This window comes from Roseibium sp. RKSG952 (genome assembly GCF_009711355.1).
Genome location: NZ_SMMF01000958.1, coordinates 155,308 through 173,871, shown reverse-complemented (window position 1 = coordinate 173,871; position 18,564 = coordinate 155,308). Strand labels below are relative to the sequence as shown.

The following is an 18,564-nucleotide window of genomic DNA, read 5'->3' as shown; positions in this document are numbered from 1 at the left end:
ACCAGAACTTTGAAAGGTTGCTGCTGGGTCATTCGTTCATTTCTTCAGTCATCGAGGCCATCGGGAAGGTGACACGAAAAACTGTTCCGCCGCCATCACGATTTCGGGCCGTCATCTTGCCATCGTGATCTTTGACAATGCTGGTGGAAATGGCCAGTCCCAAGCCCATGCCTTTCCCGCTCTCTCTTGTGGTTACAAATGGCTCTTGCAACTCAGCCAACGTTGCCTCACCCAACCCGTGACCGTTGTCCTGAATTTCCAACACTGCTTCATCATCAGAAGCTGTGACAGCGATATGGATTTCAGGTGCATCCACTTCGTCCATCGCGTCAATCGCATTGCGCAAAAGATTAGTGATGACCTGTTCGATACGCAGTGCACTGCCCCGGATAAAGACCGGACTGGTCGGCGCATCAACTGAGATTTTCACCTTGCCCTGCTCGATGTTTGGCGCAACCAGAGCCAATACGGCGTTGACCGAAGTGCATAAGTCTACGTCGTCGAACGCCTCGCTCTCTGAGCGCGCGAAGAACCGCAATTGGCGCGTGATCCCTTCCATCCTGTCGACCAAACCTCCAATTTTTTGCGGTAGCTTGGACTCACCGGAAGATGAGATCTCTTCTGCCACCAGGTGATTGCGCATCGCTGCGATCGGCTGGCCCAGTTCATGCGTGACCGACGCGGATAGTTGCCCCAGAGCCGCCAGTCGGCTTGCGCGTTCCAACTCGCTTTGTGTGCGTTTGAGGCTCCGCTCGGCTGTCTTGCGGTCGTCGATTTCGATAGCGAGCCTTTCATTTGCCTCCCGCAGCTTTGCTTCTTCTTCTTCGGACCGCTCCAAGGCCGCGCTTACGCGCCTCGCGCGTTGTATCTGGAGAAAGATAAATGCGAGCCCCGCCAAAAGGACAAAAACTGCTGTTACAAGCCAACTGCGCGCAACGGCCTGATCGTCGCTTGCAAAATAGTGAAGCGACCAGCCATCGGGTAAATCCGTAGCTGCAAGATGCAGGCGCTTCGTTCCCGCAATTCTGGCCTGATCTCCCGGCAACTCAACCCAATCCAACGCATCTAAGTCTTGCCCCGGAAACTGCCTGGCATCTCGAATCCGTTCTTGCTGTGGTTCTGACAATGGCGTCAACGCGCGATATTGCCAATCCGAGTTCGAAGAAAGCAATACGACGCCGTCTTCATTGGCCAAAAGAACCTGTTCGCCCGAGTTTTTCCAACTATCCTGAAGATTAGAGAAATCGATCTTAATCGCTATGACGCCAGTTGAAGCTCCCTGGTCGTCAAGCACAGCGTTGGCGATGAAGTAGCCCGGCAGACCAGTTGTTGCCCCGATGGCATAGAAGCGGCCTTGTTTACCAGAAATGGCAGTTTGAAAATACGGGCGGAAAGCATAGTTCTGGCCAACAAAGCTCCCAGTGTCGCGGTAATTCGATGAGGAAATCGTGATCCCGTCTTCGTCCATCAGGTAGATCGCATCCAGCCCCGCCTGCGCCGCAAAATCCTCGAGGCGTCGGTTTAAAGTTCCGGTGCCGTCCCCTTCGGCTGTTCCAATTACAAAGGAATCCTGAGACAGCACATATGTGAGGTGGGAAAATCGTTCGAGTTCGCTGTTTACCGAGCTTTTGTAGAGAGAGAGCCGGCCCTGAGCTTTCGAAAGCTCCTCCGAAACGAAGTACTGGTAAGAAACCAAATAAAGGCCAATGCTGGCGGCAATGGCTACCAAAACACCTACGATATACGAAGCTGATCGCATTGAATGCCCATGAACTGCGACAGCATAGGATCACAGTAGGTTTTAACCGTCCATCCCAAGAATTCTAATTCGACATTTGGATGTTGAGGCCAAACAAGAATGACCGAGTAGTTTGAGAACGCGATGCCATGAACGAACATACCGAAACAACTATGTGAATTCCGCAAGCAGATTTCGGCCCGAAGCTGTCATTTGCTGCTCGGCTCTCCACCGCATTGCAACTTACCGTAAGCGGACGCTTGTCAGTTTTTCGGTTCCGATGCCACTAAGCTGCCAATCGCAATCCTCACAAGGGACCTCATCGGGTTCTACAAGAGCTATCTTAAGCCGCCACGATGGTGAACGGTGCGACGCCCGCTCGGGCCATTAACACACAAAACGGCACTGAAACCTGTTCGGGAAAATCGATTTCCGCGACCATGGTCAGGCTTCGCAGTTCAGCCAGTGCAGCCAATGTGTCGAAGCTGATATCGTCGGAGGCCAAAAACTGAACGACCCGTGGAAGTGCGGCTTCAACTTCAACAGCAAGCTGCGGAGTTTGCGCAAGTGCGTCGACAAATGTCATGCCGATCCGCTCTGGCATTGCATTTTCGAAGAAGGCCAAGGCCTCAGAAGATGCCAGTTCGGGAACATTCAAGCGCGGCATACGCGGATAGCACAGGGCCTTCAGTGCCGAGGATATCGTCTCGCGCCATTCCTCCAGTTCCGGGCCGGTGCCATACGACCGCAGCAATTGTGTGCCAATTGAGTCGAAATGACGAATGATTTCTGTGCTGTCCTGAATCAGTCTCTCACCATCCACCATAATCGGAACGGTCAATCTGTCGACCCTGCCCTCAAGCTCGGCTGGAGTCTGCCCCGGCGCCACATAGACGAGTTCGGGCGACAGACCCTTCAGGCCAGCCATTATGCGGGCACGCACGCAAAATGGACAGGTTTCAAAGACAAAGAGTTTCATTGAAGTCACTCCGCCACCCTCAAAGGTAGACAACGCCAAAACGTTCCTCTATCAGCTTCAGATCTCGCACGCCGGTTTCATTCTGGCGAGACGTTTCGGCCATGAAGTCCTCGGCCCAATCGCCGGGGAAGATGTAGCTGATCAGCTTGGCGGTCGTATCGCCCACGTTTTTCATGTAGTGGGAGACACCGCGCGGGCATTGGATGCTGGCACCAGGCCCGGCCCTGAAAACCTCATCGCCGATTTTGACCTCAAGGTCACCTTCGATGATGTGAAAGGTCTGGTCTTCCCACTTGTGGTAGTGATTGGGGATGCAACTGCCGGGCGCGATTTCGCCCGCGCCGAAGACATACTCGGACTGGGTGTCCTCTTTGCCAGCCGCGACCGAGGTGTATTCGTTTTCGGCCATGAAATACTTGCGGCCTTCATGCCAGCCGCTGATGACTGTCTTCTTGCCAGTAGTTTCGGTTTTCTTGGGCATGTCATGCTCCGTTTTCGGGTCATTTGGGTGAGGCAGGACCAGGCAGTGAACCTGCCCGGTCTGTTCAGGTCAGTGGCCATGCCAGATCGAATAGGCCATGCGCTCCACATGGGCAGACAGGTTCTGGTCATACATGAACCAGTGGCTGAACTCAGGCAGCTTGACCGTTTCTTTCAATTCCTCGACCGTCTTGCCCGCGGCAAGACCTTCGGACACGGCTTTGAACAGCGCCTCGTTGAAAGCCAAATCCTCGGCCAGCTGCTCGGGTGAGGACGTTGGCATGTGGCCTGATACGACTGTGTCGAAGTCCAGTTCGGTCGTCACGCGACGTAGTGTGTTCAGCGAGCCCACATAGTCGTGCGTGTTCAGGCGGCTGGGAAGGTTCACAAACCCCTGAAGGTGCCAATCGACCGCCATAAGAACCTTGTCTTCTGGCATGTAGATGGCGCTGTTGCACTGACCATCATTTGAGCCGTAGTAGCGCATTTCGACCACCTTGCCGCCAAGCTCGATCCGGTATTCGTCCCCTTCGTAGGTCACGTCTGGTTGCACGACCCGGTTTTCCAGATCACGGCCCAGCAACTCGGCACATCCTGCATGCGTGATGAACTCGGCACCTTCGTCCTTGAATATCTGTCCCCCGCGGGAATGGTCGAAATGGGGATGGGAATAGAGCACCGTAACCACGGGCTGATCCGTTAGCTTTGCAATTTCGGAGCGCATTGCTTCGGCGCGGAATTCTTGGTTGGGATCCACGACGACGACGCCGTCACCGGTGATCACGATCAGACTGGAATAATGCGCCATGTGGAACTGATAGACACCGTCTTTCAGCTCGGTCATGACAGGTTTCATCTCGTCATCAGCGGCGGTCGCGGCGCTCGCAAAAGTGGTTGCGGCCGCAAGGGCTGTGAGAATGCGTTTCATGGCAGAGGCCTCCTATTGTCTTGGAGGCAATATATCCTTGACGAAAGCAGATATAATTAGAGCAATATGCAACAGAGAACTTACCGAAAGTATCGAATGGATAAGCTCAGGAAGATGGCTGTTTTCGCCCGCGTGGTTGAACTGGGCAACTTCGCAGCCGCTGCCGCGGACCAGAACGTTACCCCTGCAATCGTAGGTCGGCATGTGGCCGATCTTGAGGCGATGCTGGGTCTGAGGCTTATCAACCGCACCACACGGTCGATGGAGGTGACCGACGCTGGGCAGCGCTACTATCATGGCTGCAAAACCATGCTGGACCAGATGGAGGAACTGGAACAGGATATAGCGGATCAAAAAGGCGTCGGTCTTTCGGGCATAGTCCGCGTGGCAGCGCCCGAAGGCTTGGGCACTCTGCTGATGGATGCCGTTGAAAGCTTCCAAAAGCTCTATCCGCAAGTGTTGTTCGATCTGGTGTTTGAGAATGATCAGACTGATTTTGTCAGTGGAAATGTCGATCTTGCGATCCGGTTGGCGATCTCGCTTGAAGACAGCTCTCTGATTGTCACCAAACTGACCGATACCCGGCTGAGTTTGTTTGCTGCCCCATCCTATCTTGAAAGATATGGCGTGCCGGTCACCGTTCAGGAGCTCGACAATCATGCCTGTCTGGCGTTCGGCGGCTCGCGCTTTGGCGACAGCTGGCCGCTGTTAACAAAGACCGGCCTGCGCAAATTGCGGCAACCCTGGCGTATGGTGATAAACCAGACCCACATCTACCGAGATGCACTGGTCCGGGGAACCGGGATCGGACTATTGCCGGAGATCATGGCCTTGGACCTGGTTGAGGCCCGGCAACTGTCTCCAGTTTATCTGGATGACAGATTTCCAGACGTCGGCGTTTTTGGCGTTTATCCCGACAAAGCGTTCCAACCACACCGGGTCCGTTTGTTTCTCGAGCATTTGAGGAAGCACTTCAGTGAGCCTTAAAGAGGTTTCCGATTTCTCCCCTTCATTCGCTCTCATCTGCCACAGCTCTTAGTCGGCCCAAAGTGGCCATTTGCGTAAACCGCATCTAAGGTCTGGTTCGAGCCCCAAGGTGACATTGATCGCAACGGACTCTAAGGTCCGTGCATGAGCGACTACTATACACTAAAATCAGCGACAACCGAGCACGCCGAGGGCGTCGGCAGAATCATCCGCGACGCTATTGAACGGGTCAACGCAAAGGACTATCCGCCAGCCGTAATTGATCGCCTTTTGCAAAACTTCGCGACGGAGAAAGTTGCGGCTCTGCTACAGCAGCGGCAGACGTTGGTTGCCCTCGTCGGAGAGGAAATTGTCGGCACTGGAGCCATGCAAGGCGCTGAAGTAAAATCAGTTTTCGTATCGCCCGATTGGCACAGGAAGGGAATTGGTTCTGCTATTGTCGGCGAGCTTGAGAAGATCGCCGTGAGACACGGAATAGAAACCCTGAAGGTTTCTTCTTCATTGTCTGCCACTCAGTTCTACGTGGCCTTGGGATATGTCGAAAAGTCACGAATTTACTTTGGTGCCGAAGAAACCGTGTTGATGACGAAAGCCGTCAGCTAAACTAGGTCTCGATAAATGCTGAAGGTGCACTTTGTCCGCATAGCAGACCTTCATACCGTCTGAACCGACCCGATGACCTACTGAAATCGTCAGATGACTGGTCTGGAGCCCATAGCAACCGCTCGACAATTGGTTCGCGAGCCATATTGTGGGTGGATGTCTAAACTGAATTTGAACTACGATCCTTGCGCAATAGATGCAGCAGCACTCTGTAGAGTCATCCAAGCCGAATATTGGGGGAAAGGTCTTTCGGAAAGCCAGATACTCAAGTCCATTCAGCATTCGTATTGTGTCAGTGGCTGGATAGAGAAAAATCAAATTGGTTTTGCACGTGCAGTATCGGATCGCTCAACATGTGCTCATATCAAGGACTTCGTCGTGTTTCCCGGTTATAGGAAGTGCGGCTTCGGCAAACGCCTGATGACTGGTTTACTCGCGCACCCGTCCCTTTCAGAGGTTGAAAGCTGGTATCTTGGGACTCGAAATGCCCATTCATTTTATGCGCGGTTTGGATTTAAGGCTTCGTCGAATGGTATCCATATGTATCTTCACATCTCAGAGTCAGGATGACTTCGCGATACTGAATGCGTTTCTAACCGTGAAAGACAGCTTTCGTCTTCTGAATCGACCTTGATGCCGTCTGAACCGGCCCATGACCTTCTGAGACCGACAGATGACCGCTCTGAGCCCAATGCACCGGATGCAGCACTCCGAGCATTTGACCGCTATACGCTGTAAGCGACTAAGCCGTCTTTTGTTCGCTGGATAATGACATAGACTATGCAACATGGGCTCTTCACTCTGATTTGGTCGCCAGTAAGTGGGTTTTGATCCGTTGAAAACCGTATCCGATATGGGTTCGCTGGATAAACCCAATGGCAGTGACATCGCCTAGTTCAAGCGCGGCGTTGATCTCATTAAGTTCCGCGACCAGCGCCAGTGCCATTTCCGAGTCTCTTTGTTTGCTGACCAGGTACCAGGTACTGGCTGCCTGACAATAAGTCTGCCACCAAAATGACCTTAACGCACCATTGCCGATCAGGCCGGTGATCAGCACGTGCAGGCGATGATTGATCTCGATGTATTTCCGGAAATCGAATGCATTGCACAACGCTTTCGCCTCCTGCAGCAATGTCTGTCCGATCTCGCAATCAGACTCGGTGATGCTGCGGGGGGACATGGTGCCAATCAGCGGCGCAAGCTCCAGCCGCATGTCATAGACATGACGGATTTGCGCGGCTGACAGTGCGACCACGACCGTGCCCACACCATTACGGGTATCCACCAGTCCCAGATGACTGATCCGGCTGATCGCATCGCGTATCGGAGTTCTGCTGACGCCAAATTCAGCAGCCAATTCAGCCTCTTTCAGTTGTTTGCCTGGGGGGTAGTCTAGAAAACAAATCCGCTGCAAAATTTCGGTCTGGATGGCTTCGGCCGTACTTTTGGTTTCTGTTGCGGTGGCTTTCTGAGAGAGAGGCATGCAGATCTCCTTTACTTAAGATGCATACATCAGTGCAAATTGAGGAGCAATAATTGGTAAAAAATTGGATTTGACTCATTACCTGTGTACAGCTTAAGCGTTTGAGATGTCTCCAGCCCCCAATCCAGGAAGTACACATGCTCAACGAAGCCAAAACCCGCACTTTCACCCTTCAGGCCCAGATGAAGGATTTGGGTATCCAGCGCGCGGTTTTCACGGACGAAAGCTCCATCGCTTATCTCTCGGGATTTTGGGGTTATTTGGGTATCGAATTTGGCCGCCCAACCATGTTGGTCGTACATGCAGATGAGGCGCCCATTGTAATCACGCCTCTGATGGAAAGCGAAATGGTCACTGCGATGACCTGGGTCGAAGATATACGCACATGGGAAGACATGGGGCAACGCACTTGGGGACGGGCCCTTGAGAGTGCCTTGGGCGACAAGCCAGAAGAGATCTGGGTGGAGCGGAACAGCATCCCAGCAATTGTGCGCAATCACTTGGAGGAGACCTATCCGGGGTCGCCGATCAAAGATATCTCACCGGTGCTCGGAGCCATGCGAATGATCAAAACTCCGTTTGAAATTCAGGTGATGAAAGAAGCTGGCCAGATCGCTGGTGCAATGATGAAAGCCGCTCATGGCAGTTTGCAGGAGGGTGCTCTGGAATATGAGAGTGCATTGGCCGTTATCGAGGCTGGATCGCGCAAGGCTGCCACGTTTTTGACGGACAAAGGCTGGGACAGATTTGTCTCGCCGATGATCCACAACCTGCAAATCCTTCAAAGCGGCAGGGACACGTCAATGGTGCACCGCCGTGCCTCGGTCCGCCAATATCAGCGGGCTGATCCGGTTTATTTCTGCTTCTGCAACATGGCACAATTCAAGCAATACAAACTGGGCTTTGACCGGATGTTCCACATTGGCGAAGTGCGCGACGATGCTGCTCGCGTGCAACAAGCCGCCATCGATGCCCAACAGGCAGCAATCGCGGCCATTCGTCCCGGGATAGAAGCACAAGATGTGGCTGCAGCAGCAAACGAGGTTTATGCCGAACGTGGGTATGAAACTGGCTATCGAACCGGGCGGTCGATTGGCGTGGCCTATCTTGAGGCGCCAGAGTTGAAAACCGGTGACACCACCATCCTGCAGCCCGGCATGACCTTTGCGGTGGACGGGGGTATTTCAATTGACGGGGTGACTGCCGGGCGCATCGGCGATTCCGTCGTGGTGACCGAGACGGGATTCGACTACATCACGGAATACCCCCGCACATTGCTGGTCACGGACAGCTAAAGATGAGCCGCTCGTTTCGACTTGCTGTTGGGCAATCGCCAGCAGAATTGGCCACGGTGAAGGATCGTCTGGATTGGTTGTCGGGCGTGATGCCCGCGGTCGCCGCCGAAGATGCCGACCTTTTGGTACTGCCCGAGCTATTTGCCAGTGGCTACAAGATTGGTGAGCAAGTCGCCACGCGCGCCGAACCTGCTGACGGTCCTATTGCCCAAGCCATCGCAGCACTTTCCAAAACCCATGGCGTAGCAATCCACTATGGGTTCCCCGAAGTTGATGGAGAGGTGATCTTCAACGCGGCGCAATGTATCGGGCCGGACGGCGCGCGTTTGGGCGGTCACCGCAAACTAGCCATTCCGCCGGGTTTCGAGGGGGATCATTTCACACCCGGTAGAGGGTGCACGCTTTTCTCATATCGCGGTGTGCGAATAGCAACACTGATTTGTTATGACGCCGAATTCCCGGAAACCGCGCGGCATGTGGCTTCAATGGGGGCTGAGCTTGTCCTTGTGCCTACCGCCCTTGGCGCTCAGTGGGAATGGGTAGCACAACGCATGATCCCGACGCGCGCTTATGAAAACGGCGTCTTTCTTGCGTATGCGAACAGTGCTGGCAGCGAACATGGCATGACCTTTCTGGGTCAAAGCTTTATCGCAACCCCGGACGGCCGGGAACTGGCGCGCGCAAATACGCAGGCCCAGATAATCTATGGCACGTTGCAACTAGACAAAGTATCAGCTGCCCAAGCGCGGCTTCCCTATTTAACTGATCGTAAAGCGCTGAAAGTGGACATCCGATAGGCTGCACCAAATAGCTGCTTTGTTCCGCTCACCAGCCATCTGAAACTTGGTTTTGAACGTCCGGAATGAGCAGTTCGCGACTTGCTGCACTCGCGATAGACCGAAGCGTGATCAAAGGCGGCTTTGGGCTCTTACCACCAATCGAAGCGCACTGCAGAGAGTGGCCGCAGTGTGCCCAAAGAGACAGATTATGCGCATCGCTCGAGTGTCAGCTCTTTTGAGCGCGTTCAAAAACGTATCAAGACCAAAGGGGTTTATGTCTTGGCAATCCGCAAAGCAAATTCGTTACAGTTGCACTAGTGCGTCGAGTACTTCCGACTGGTTGCAATCATCGCCTAGACAAAGATATTGACAAAATAAACGAACCAGAACCCGGTTCACAATATTGGCTGCTTAGGAATACCGCATGACCCTATTCAAGAAGTGGCTCGCCACCGCGATTTTTTCGATCTTTGCACAATCGGTGGGAGCACAAGAAATTTCACAGATCGATCTCGCCTCCCGATATTATTTAGCGCTGTATGCAGGCGATCATGAAACAGTCAGAAGCCTGGCCTCTTCAGATATGACATTTGAGGACCCGTCAGCCCCTGCTGAATTTGGTCTTCCGGCAAAGATAGATGACTTGAACACTTTCTTAGAGTTTATGAAATCCAGCCTGCCTGTTGGAGTTGAGATTGAAATAACAAACAGCTTTGCTTCGAATGATCTGGTCGTTCTCAATGTGGCGACACAAGGCACTGTGCCAGCGTCATATTTTGAGATGGGCGAAGGTTCTGTTTCGTACTCTGTTGCTGGTGTTTCGGTATTGAGCATTGAGAATGGGCTGGTTGTCCGACACACTGACTACTTTGACTATCCTGGATTGACCGAGAGTTTGAAACCGGTGAACTAGAAGACAGTGACTGGCGGAACCAAACCGTTTTCCTCACGCGGGGCGTGCCGGAGCTCTCACGTTTTATCGGCAGCGCAACTAACCGCCTTTTGACACTACCCGTTTCTTCAAAAGCTGACTTCTGCGTAGCTGCAGCGAACGTTCTTTTTGTCCGCTCACCAACCATCTGAAACTTGATTTTGAACGTCTGGAATGAGCGGTTCGCGACTTGCTGCACGAGCGAGAATTTGGGGGTTGCCGAAGGTCAGGTAAGGGCTCTTAGTCGACATTCGCCGCGGCAAGCTTAGACGGGTAGTACGAGCCCCGAGCCGACATTGCCGCTCAGCTTAGGCGCTGCGGGTGCATTCGGCGGCTTTCGGTCGATTGCAGACCATGTTCCTCAGGGTGATGAAACCGAATACTGCGGACTTTGGTCCAGTGGTTCCTAATGTCGGCAAACATCCCAAACCGGTGTTCTCAGCCTTCAAGCATGCGGCAGTTGTTTCGTTTTAGCCTTTTATTCCAAATAGGCAGTGCACCTTAAGAGCCATGAGCAGAGTGTCCAAGTCCTCACGGCTTTTTGCTCCATACTTCAAACCCATTATGACCGTGACGACAAAGTGGGCTTGTTGCGATACCGACAGCCCCCTTTGCTCGAGCGACATTGAGTAGGGTTCCAGTAAGTCTTGGACAAGGGCTTCATGGCGCTTGTGCGAACGCTCGATTTCATCTTTGCCCGCCGCGTTGTGGCCGGTGATCAGATCCTCGGCATCTCCGGCTGTTTGAAGCAATTCAAAGCTCTTGATCACCGTTTCTTCGAAATAGACGTCGAGCTTTTCAGACAAGGTGTTGCACTCCGCCAGGCGCTGCCTGACCAATGCGAGATTCTGGTCGGTGATGGTGCGGATCGACGCGCGGATCATCTCATCCTTGCCGCCGAATAGATCGTACAGTGTTTGGCGTGAAACTCCGGCTTCGGCTGCAATGTCGTTCATGGATGTCTTGCGTGCCCCGAAACGCACGAAGCAGCGGATCGCTGCCGCGATGGATTTTTCTTCAGTCTCTGTGAGAGGTTTAGCGGTCATATCAGTCATGCCAACCAAATAATTCACGCCCTACCACTTGACAAGATGTGTTTAGATGTAAAATACAATTCGACAACAATGATAAACTTGTAAAGCTTGGAGACTGCAATGCCTAGAACCGTTCTGATCACCGGCTGCTCAAGTGGCTTTGGCAGATTAATTGCTCGCACATTCCTTGATGCAGGTTGGAACGTGGTCGCCACCATGCGCAGCCCGGAAATGGAAACTGAACTGAAGTCAAATGATCGTCTGCTTCTAGCCCAGTTAGACGTAACCGATTCAGACAGCATTCAAAGGGCCTTCACCAAAGCCCGTGAGGTATTCGGTCAGGTAGATGTTGTCATCAACAATGCAGGCTACGGCGGTAGCGGCTTGTTCGAACAGTTCAGTCCAGACGACATCCACGCAATGTATGAAACAAACGTCTTTGGCCCGATGAATGTCATGCGAGAGGCACTGCCGGACATGCGGGCGGCTGGAAGTGGCGTCATCGTCAATGTGACCTCGATGGCTGGCCATCTCGGTTTGCCCGGCAATTCGGTCTATTCCTCCAGCAAGCATGCTCTGGTCGGTTTGACCGAAGCCATGGCGCAGGAATACGCGCCCCTTGGAGTCAGGATATTCAACGTCGCACCCGGCGCTTATCCGACGACCGGATTTGATGCAGCGGTAGACAAACGCCTGAACAGCGGAGATGCGCAACTGGTGGCCTTCTCTCACAAACTACGAGCGCAAATTAGTGCCGTAGGCGCGCAGATGGCCAACAAGGGGGGCGCACTTGCCGATCCTCAAGAGGTGGCAGATCACGTGTTTGCTTGCGTAACCGAGGATCGCCCGATCCATAACCCCAGCGGTTCCGATGCAGAAATGCTGACGGAAATGGCGGGCCAGGCAAACCGACAAGGTTTTATCGACCAGCTGTCCGCCATGCTGGTTCCCGCAGCCTGATCAACAAATAGGAGAAGCCGATGTTTGGAACGATGATATCGAACATGATGGTCAAGCCGGGCCAATCACCTTTGTTCGACAACCCCGAAGATCACGGGCTGGAGTACGAAAACGTCGAATTCAAAACCGAGGATGGCGTTACGTTGCGCGGGTGGTTGATAAACGGCGGAAGCGACAAAGTGATCGTGCAAACCCATTTCGGCGTACAATGCAATCGCGGTGGCTGGACTCCCAAGGGGCACGGACCAATCACGCCTTGGAAGCAGGACATCCAATTTCTGCGTCAGGCAAAATACCTGGTGGGTCAGGGGTATTCGGTGCTGATGTATGACATGCGCGGTCATGGCGAAAGCGATCTTGGTCCGATCCCATGGGTCAGTTGGGGTCCGGAGGAGGCAAAGGACGTCATCGCTGCTGTGGACTTTGTAACTGCTCGGTTCCCCGATGCTTCGATAGGGCTTCTGAGCATCTGTATGGGCGCAGCCTCAACGACCTATGCCTATGGTCGCGACAACGGTTTGGCGACCCGTCCGAATATCAAGGCCATCGTTGCGGTACAGCCCTTGCTTTACACCTGTTTTGTGGAGGCCCTTGGTATGCCCGGGTTCATGACGCGAGCAGGCGAAAAAGTCAGTGAAAAGCGGCTTGGCTTCGACATGGGCGCACCCAATTTCATTGACGATGCCCCCAAAATCTCGGTGCCAACATTGGTTGTTCAGAACAGCAATGACCCATGGACGAAGATGGGCATGGTCGAAGATTACTTCCAAGCGCTCGGCGTCGAAAAGGAGCTGAAACTGCTCGACCTCGAGAAAAGCCGTTTTGCGGCTTATGACTATATTGGGGCTCACCCCGACGACGTGATGGGCTGGTTTGACAAGTTTGTGTGATGCTCTGGACCTTGATGAAATGGGGATTGCCCGCGCTTGGATTGGTGGTCGTCGCGGGCCTTCTCACCCAGAAAACCTTTCGTGCTGAAATTGTGATTGCCGCCTCGGCCGATGAAGTGTGGCGCGTTTTGATGGCTACGGACAAGTACCCTGATTGGAATCCGATTTTCGTCGAAGTGACTGGTGTTTACGCCGAGGGTGCGAAGCTTCGAAACAAAGTTCTGGACCCTTCTAACAAATCCCTTGAGATGACCTCGACAGTCGTAACGTTGGCCCCCGAAAGACAGCTTCGTCAAAAAGGTGGCGTTCCCGGTATCCTGACCTTTGATCACCGATGGCAGTTGGAGCCGGTCTCAGGCGGCACGAAAGTTACCCAATACGAGGTCGACCGAGGAATCGGGCTGTGGTTTTGGGACTCCAGCTGGATCGAACCAGCTTACTCGAAGGTTAACGATGCGCTGAAGGCTCGGGCCGAAACTGCTATTGAAGAATGAATGCCGCTCTCGGGACAATGGCGGCTTTATGGAACACATGCACAGTTCGTGCACTGCGCAGCATCGGTCAACTTGGGCTCTCTCCCACCTTTCTCTGCGGCTCGTACCGACTGGCGGTCAGAGCCCTTACCAGACCTTCACCGCACTTTGAGGCTTCGCCCGTGCAGAAAGTTCTGAACCGTGCAAACCGGACGTTCCCGATCGCTTTGCCGATGGAAGGACTGCGGACAAAGCAGACCGCCACATCCGCACAATTTGGTGGTTTTGGGTTCTCGTTATAAATTCGAAGAAATGGGGGAGGGAACGATGAAAACACTATGCTATTTCTGCGCCTTAGCATTTGCCAGTGCGGCGTTTGCGCAAGACAACATTGTCGAAGGACGGCCGATGACCGCGGCCGAGATGGGGATCATGCAAGGGAATCCTCCAACACGTACCATCGATATTTCTGCTTGGGACAAGGGCCCGGACAATCGTTGGGCGTTTCAGCATATCAGCGAGTTCCTGCACGTTGCAAATATCAGCCGTGGTTCAGGACCGACCGCGCCTCTCAATCTCGCGCCGCAAGACCTCTCAGGGCTTCAGTTTGACGACTTGGGCGGTCAACCGATGACAGTCGCGGACATGCTGGTCCGGACGTATACCGATGGCTTCATCGTTCTGCACAACGGCGATATCGTCTTTGAAAAGTACTTCAATGGAATGACTCCAGACACGAGGCACCTTCTGATGTCCGTGTCAAAGTCCGTTACAGGCACTCTGGCTGGGATACTCGTGAATGACGGACGACTGAACCCGACAGCGATGGTCACGGACTATATCCCGGAGATGGATGGCGCGCCAGGTTTTGGTGATGCGACGGTTCGGCAAGTTCTTGATATGACAACCTCTATAGTCTTCAGCGAGGACTACGCCGACCCTGAAGCAGAAGTTGTCGCACACGAGGCCTCAACAGCTTGGCGCGGCGAAAATGCACCCATGGCCGAGGAAGGGGTCTATGCCTTTGCCACTACCATTGAAAAAGACACGTCGCGACCGCACGGTCAGCAGTTTCAATATGCATCGATCAACACTGACGTTCTTGGCTGGTTAATCGAAAGAGCTTCGGGACAGCGGTTTGCGGACTACATGAGCACCGCGATCTGGTCGCAGCTCGGAGCCGACCACGATGGCCAAATCACGGTCGACTACAAGGGCGCCGCCGCCGCAAACGGTGGATTCGTTCTGACTTTGCGCGACCTTGCCAGGTTCTCGCAAATGGTCCTGAACGATGGTTTCTTCAATGATCGACAGATCATACCGTCTGGGTGGATCGATGATATCCGCTTTAACGGGGACAACGCGGCTTGGCAGCCGACAATCTACTCTAAGACTTGGCCCGACGGCTTCTACCGAAATCAGTGGTATGTGACCAAGGACGACCACGGTTCGTTCTTCGCCGTCGGGGTCAACGGTCAGCACATTTGGATTAACCCCACAACCCGGACAGTAATCGTTAAATTCTCATCGCTTCCAGTGAGTGCAGACAAGGAGAATATCGCGTTGGGGTGGGCTGCAATGAACGCGATCTCACGCTCATTCGAGGAGTAGTCGGGAAACCTAGCCATTCCCCTTTTGAAGGCACAGAAAAAGGCACTTCGAACGTCTGCTCCGTGCTCAGGGCAGACATAAGTCGACTTTTTTTTCTGACTTCGAATGTCTGCAACGAGCCCAAAGCCGCCTTTGATCACGCTTCAGTCTTTCGCGAGTGCGGCAAGTTGCAAACCGCTCATTCCGAACGTTCAGAACCAGGTAACAAATAGCAGGCAAACGGACTAAATGAACTTCGCTCACAAGGGGGGCATTTCAACCTTGCTAGCTTCATTAGGCGTTCCTGTGGAAGATTGTCTCGACGAAAAAGTAACCTCCTGGCGACGCCACTCACGTCATCTCCAGGAGGTTAACCAGACAGGTCTGGCAAATGCGCGAGCAACAGAGGTAATACAGACTTGCCACGCATTCGAATACTTGAACTTAAAATGCAACAATTCAAGTATTTTTACGCGCGACAACAATTTTGTTCTCGCGTGCTTGATATTTATGCGGGGACACAAACCTGAAATCCTGCGCCAAAAAGATAAGGCGACTTAGGGTTTCCGAATAGTGAATGTGCCAACTCCTTTTCAGGGTGCTTAACCTATATTGGTCCGCTTACGCTGCTAGCAGGTATTTCCAGTACTACCACTCACGTTGGTCCTCGTTGTCGGCCCATACCTTTGATCATCGGCAGTGCGGTTTTAGATACGCCTATTCGATGGTGTGCCAGGAACGGAACTTAGGTGAACTGCAATTCTTGACAGGGCTAGTTTCAATGAGTCCGCACCATGTTTACAGATAATAGGCCCTAACCCGCCATTCCGACGGCTGGGGCCTCAAGTAGGTTGAAGGCCTCGGCCGGCGGTCACCACTCTTCGCTTTAGTCGACGTTTTCTGCCACTGCGAACCGACGAAACGCATATTGCATCGCGACCAACGCCAAAAGCCCGAACAAGGTCAATGTGATCCAGCTGGCCAACCCCAATATAACCCAAGAGGGTCTTATCGTTGTGAATGTGAATAGCCCGACGGCAGCCGATGCCGCCACAGCCGCAAAGATGGCAATCGACTTCGCAATGAACTCGACAAGTGAACGACCAAGAAATTCGAAGTCTGCTCGTCCCATCGGGAGGAGTTTTGTCGGAAACAAGAGATGTATCGTGTTCTCAACGGTATAGAGAAGCATGGTCAACGGGAATACAAAAGCCGCAAGAACCAGTGCGTCGGGTATGCCGAGTCCATCTTGAAAAACGACGATGCTGAGGATCATTGTCACAGCAACGACACAGGCCAGAACTACCTGAGTCACGAGCTGACCTGCGCAGATGCGCCATGGTGGAATGGGCAAGGTCTTGTAGACTTCCATCCGGCTCAGGTCGCCGCGAAAGTCGCAAACCAGTGTTCGAGGCAGGATGAACACAAAAAAGATGTAGAAAAACAACACGGCCCGCGAGTCCGTGACCGATATACCGGCCGCGGAAAGGACTGGCCCGACGCAGGCTGCCATACCAACAAACACAGCAACAACCCTGAATGAACTGCGGGCAACGTTGAGCGCTTGACGCCAGATAATCGGCCCCAAACCACTTATAATTGGCGCACGACGGATCGATGGTATTTCGGTCCGTTCAGTGGCCCAGAATGATCCTCCTTGCTTTATGCGCTCCCATCGGTCGCTCTGTCGGGCGTTTTCCTTTAAGGCACGATCGGTCGTGCGCGCGTCGAGTTTGATTGCAAGATGCAACAGTGCAGCGTTGATGAGGACCGCGATTGAGGCCCAAAAGAACAGATGCGGAAAAGGCGAAGGCGCTACGAAGAGTTCGGCAAACACGATGTAGGGTGACAGGATAATGGTGCCGATCCACGAGTGGCGAAATTCGAACAGCAGGTCGAATAGGCTGCGCTCGGGCGTTGTCCAAGCGTAGACCACGGTGGCGGTCGCAGCGGCGGAAAGCAGCGCAATTGCGGGCCATCGAAGCCGCGCAAACCTGCTGCCTTCCAGTGCTTGCCCAGCCATGCCGATGACGGCGCTGTTCAACTGAACGAAGACGAGCGTCAGGAGCGAGGCGATAAACGCAGTCAGGGCGGACCCCGTTTGCGCCTGTGCAAAGATGGTGATGAGCGCACAGCTTAATGTGGCACCGGCAACGTAGGCGCCGAATTTGTAGATGATCAGGTCGCGCCGACGGAACGGCCCGGTGAAAAGAAAATTGATCTCTGCCGGTGAAAAATGAAACGTAGGACCGACAGACAGCGCGACTGTCAGCAGGGACATCGCAAGCATTCCGATCGGCATGTAAGTGCTGATCTGCGTGTTTAAAGCTTGCCGATCCAAGGCAGCGTCTGCCAGGAACCCCGTTTCCATAGATGAGCCGTTTGCAACCAGCAACAGCCAAACGATCCCGCAAAAAGCAACAGAAAAGAGCAGGCCGCGCAATGTTGTCAATTGGATCAGACGCAGGCGGATGCCGCCACGCAGGCGCATCAAAAGAAGACGAAAAAGCGCGGAATCCATATTTCTAAACTTCAGCCATTTCTTTGTCTTGGGTGATGCTGAAATACGCCTCTTCTAGGGCCGAGTTACTGTCGGTCTCGCCGACCTCGCTCAACACGTCGCTCATCGTGCCAAACCTACGGCACTCACCAAGGTTCAGCACCATAATATGCGTGCACAAGTTCTCGAACAGACTTAAAAGATGCGAGCTGATGATGATGGCGGCACCGGAACGCGCACGTTCTCGGATCGCCTGCTGGATGCCCCGGATCCCCTGCGGATCGAGCCCCGTCAGGGGCTCATCGAACAAGATCACCTTGGGATCGTGCAAAAAGGCACAGGCGATCGCCACCTTCTGGCGCATACCGCGAGACAAGTTATGGACGAGCGTGTCGCGCTTGTGGGTAAGCTCGAAGGACGCAAGAAGTGCTTCGGCGGTTTCCTCAAATTCTACAAGTTGGTAAGCCGCCGCAGTAAAGGCCAGATGTTCCCAGACCGTCATGGTGTCGAAAAGCCGCGGATCATCAGGAATATAGCCGATGTTTTGTTTGGCTTTGATTGGATCTCGCACAATGTCATGGCCCGCAACCAAGAGGTGCCCCGAGGTCGGAGGGACAATCCCGCACAAGGCACGTAGGGTCGTCGTCTTGCCCGCACCATTCGAACCAACCAGCCCGAGGATTTGGCCGGGTTCAACCGAAAAGCTAAGGTTCTTCACGGCCGTGAAGCCTTTGTATTGTTTGCTGAAGTTCGTGACTCTGATCATGTGCTCGTTGCTCGAGATTCTCTGGTTTGCAGCCAGCTTGGCGGGCTGACATGGGCTCCAACACCACTCAAGTCATCGAAATTTTGGACTAATTCATGTCAATTCTAAGTCCAAAACTGTTTTTCAAGTCATTTACTATACCCATAGC

18 protein-coding genes are annotated in these 18,564 nt (G+C 53.5%); 10 read left to right on the top strand and 8 right to left on the bottom strand.

Annotation, left to right across the window (positions count from 1 at the left end; all coding sequences use genetic code 11):
- Positions 1–28: 28 nt before the first annotated feature.
- The 4 genes from E1297_RS39870 to E1297_RS39855 form a co-directional block, all read right to left on the bottom strand.
- Complete coding sequence (locus E1297_RS39870; RefSeq protein ID WP_155148138.1) at positions 29–1,759, bottom strand: ATP-binding protein; 1,731 nt, start codon at positions 1,757–1,759, stop codon at positions 29–31.
- 322 nt (positions 1,760–2,081) lie between these two features.
- A complete protein-coding gene (locus E1297_RS39865) occupies positions 2,082–2,717 on the bottom strand; it encodes a glutathione S-transferase N-terminal domain-containing protein (protein WP_155148136.1) in 636 nt (211 codons plus the stop codon).
- Positions 2,718–2,736: 19 nt separating this feature from the next.
- Positions 2,737–3,198: a cupin domain-containing protein gene (locus E1297_RS39860; RefSeq protein ID WP_155148134.1), complete on the bottom strand. Its 462-nt coding sequence runs from the start codon at positions 3,196–3,198 to the stop codon at positions 2,737–2,739.
- 69 nt (positions 3,199–3,267) lie between these two features.
- Entirely contained in the window at positions 3,268–4,125 is an 858-nt protein-coding gene (locus E1297_RS39855) for an MBL fold metallo-hydrolase (protein ID WP_155148132.1), read from the bottom strand.
- 96 nt (positions 4,126–4,221) lie between these two features.
- Between E1297_RS39855 and E1297_RS39850 the strand changes: the two genes are divergently transcribed.
- From E1297_RS39850 to E1297_RS51450, 3 genes are all read left to right on the top strand, one after another.
- Entirely contained in the window at positions 4,222–5,112 is an 891-nt protein-coding gene (locus E1297_RS39850; protein ID WP_155148130.1) for a LysR family transcriptional regulator, read from the top strand.
- A 144-nt stretch (positions 5,113–5,256) separates the two neighbouring features.
- A complete protein-coding gene (locus E1297_RS39845; RefSeq protein WP_155148127.1) occupies positions 5,257–5,715 on the top strand; it encodes a GNAT family N-acetyltransferase in 459 nt (152 codons plus the stop codon).
- A gap of 93 nt (positions 5,716–5,808) precedes the next feature.
- The gene (locus E1297_RS51450) at positions 5,809–6,285 is read left to right on the top strand and encodes a GNAT family N-acetyltransferase (RefSeq protein ID WP_155148125.1); all 477 of its coding nucleotides are present in this window, start codon (positions 5,809–5,811) and stop codon (positions 6,283–6,285) included.
- Positions 6,286–6,511: 226 nt separating this feature from the next.
- On the opposite strand, the gene E1297_RS39835 is transcribed toward E1297_RS51450, so the two are convergent.
- Positions 6,512–7,198 carry a GntR family transcriptional regulator gene (locus tag E1297_RS39835; protein WP_155148123.1) on the bottom strand — a complete coding sequence of 229 codons (687 nt, stop codon included), beginning with the start codon at positions 7,196–7,198 and terminating at the stop codon, positions 6,512–6,514.
- Positions 7,199–7,335: 137 nt separating this feature from the next.
- Between E1297_RS39835 and E1297_RS39830 the strand changes: the two genes are divergently transcribed.
- The 3 genes from E1297_RS39830 to E1297_RS39820 all read left to right on the top strand — a co-directional run bounded on the left by E1297_RS39830 (position 7,336) and on the right by E1297_RS39820 (position 10,185).
- Positions 7,336–8,493, top strand: coding sequence for a Xaa-Pro peptidase family protein (locus E1297_RS39830; protein WP_155148121.1), 1,158 nt, complete (start codon positions 7,336–7,338; stop codon positions 8,491–8,493).
- 2 nt (positions 8,494–8,495) lie between these two features.
- Positions 8,496–9,290: a carbon-nitrogen hydrolase family protein gene (locus E1297_RS39825; protein WP_155148119.1), complete on the top strand. Its 795-nt coding sequence runs from the start codon at positions 8,496–8,498 to the stop codon at positions 9,288–9,290.
- A 406-nt stretch (positions 9,291–9,696) separates the two neighbouring features.
- On the top strand, positions 9,697–10,185 hold the full coding sequence (locus E1297_RS39820) for a nuclear transport factor 2 family protein (RefSeq protein WP_155148117.1): 489 nt from the start codon (positions 9,697–9,699) through the stop codon (positions 10,183–10,185).
- A 488-nt stretch (positions 10,186–10,673) separates the two neighbouring features.
- Here E1297_RS39820 and E1297_RS39815 read toward each other — a convergent pair whose 3' ends face one another.
- Entirely contained in the window at positions 10,674–11,258 is a 585-nt protein-coding gene (locus E1297_RS39815; RefSeq protein ID WP_155148115.1) for a TetR/AcrR family transcriptional regulator, read from the bottom strand.
- A 99-nt stretch (positions 11,259–11,357) separates the two neighbouring features.
- Here E1297_RS39815 and E1297_RS39810 point away from each other — a divergent pair, with 99 nt between their 5' ends.
- The 4 genes from E1297_RS39810 to E1297_RS39795 all read left to right on the top strand — a co-directional run bounded on the left by E1297_RS39810 (position 11,358) and on the right by E1297_RS39795 (position 15,171).
- The gene (locus E1297_RS39810) at positions 11,358–12,197 is read left to right on the top strand and encodes an SDR family oxidoreductase (protein WP_155148113.1); all 840 of its coding nucleotides are present in this window, start codon (positions 11,358–11,360) and stop codon (positions 12,195–12,197) included.
- Between the two features lie 20 nt (positions 12,198–12,217).
- Positions 12,218–13,087 carry an alpha/beta hydrolase gene (locus E1297_RS39805; protein WP_155148111.1) on the top strand — a complete coding sequence of 290 codons (870 nt, stop codon included), beginning with the start codon at positions 12,218–12,220 and terminating at the stop codon, positions 13,085–13,087.
- Positions 13,087–13,581 (top strand): SRPBCC domain-containing protein, encoded by a 495-nt coding sequence (locus E1297_RS39800; protein ID WP_155148109.1) that lies wholly within the window; start codon positions 13,087–13,089, stop codon positions 13,579–13,581. Before E1297_RS39805 ends, E1297_RS39800 begins: the two co-directional genes overlap by 1 nt.
- A 306-nt stretch (positions 13,582–13,887) precedes the next feature.
- Entirely contained in the window at positions 13,888–15,171 is a 1,284-nt protein-coding gene (locus tag E1297_RS39795; RefSeq protein ID WP_196223520.1) for a serine hydrolase, read from the top strand.
- 865 nt (positions 15,172–16,036) lie between these two features.
- Here the strand turns inward: E1297_RS39795 and E1297_RS39790 are convergent.
- Together E1297_RS39790 and E1297_RS39785 are read right to left on the bottom strand one after the other, a co-directional pair.
- Complete coding sequence (locus E1297_RS39790) at positions 16,037–17,671, bottom strand: putative ABC exporter domain-containing protein (protein ID WP_155148104.1); 1,635 nt, start codon at positions 17,669–17,671, stop codon at positions 16,037–16,039.
- A gap of 4 nt (positions 17,672–17,675) precedes the next feature.
- Positions 17,676–18,416 carry an ABC transporter ATP-binding protein gene (locus E1297_RS39785; RefSeq protein ID WP_155148101.1) on the bottom strand — a complete coding sequence of 247 codons (741 nt, stop codon included), beginning with the start codon at positions 18,414–18,416 and terminating at the stop codon, positions 17,676–17,678.
- Between the last annotated feature and the right edge of the window lie 148 nt (positions 18,417–18,564).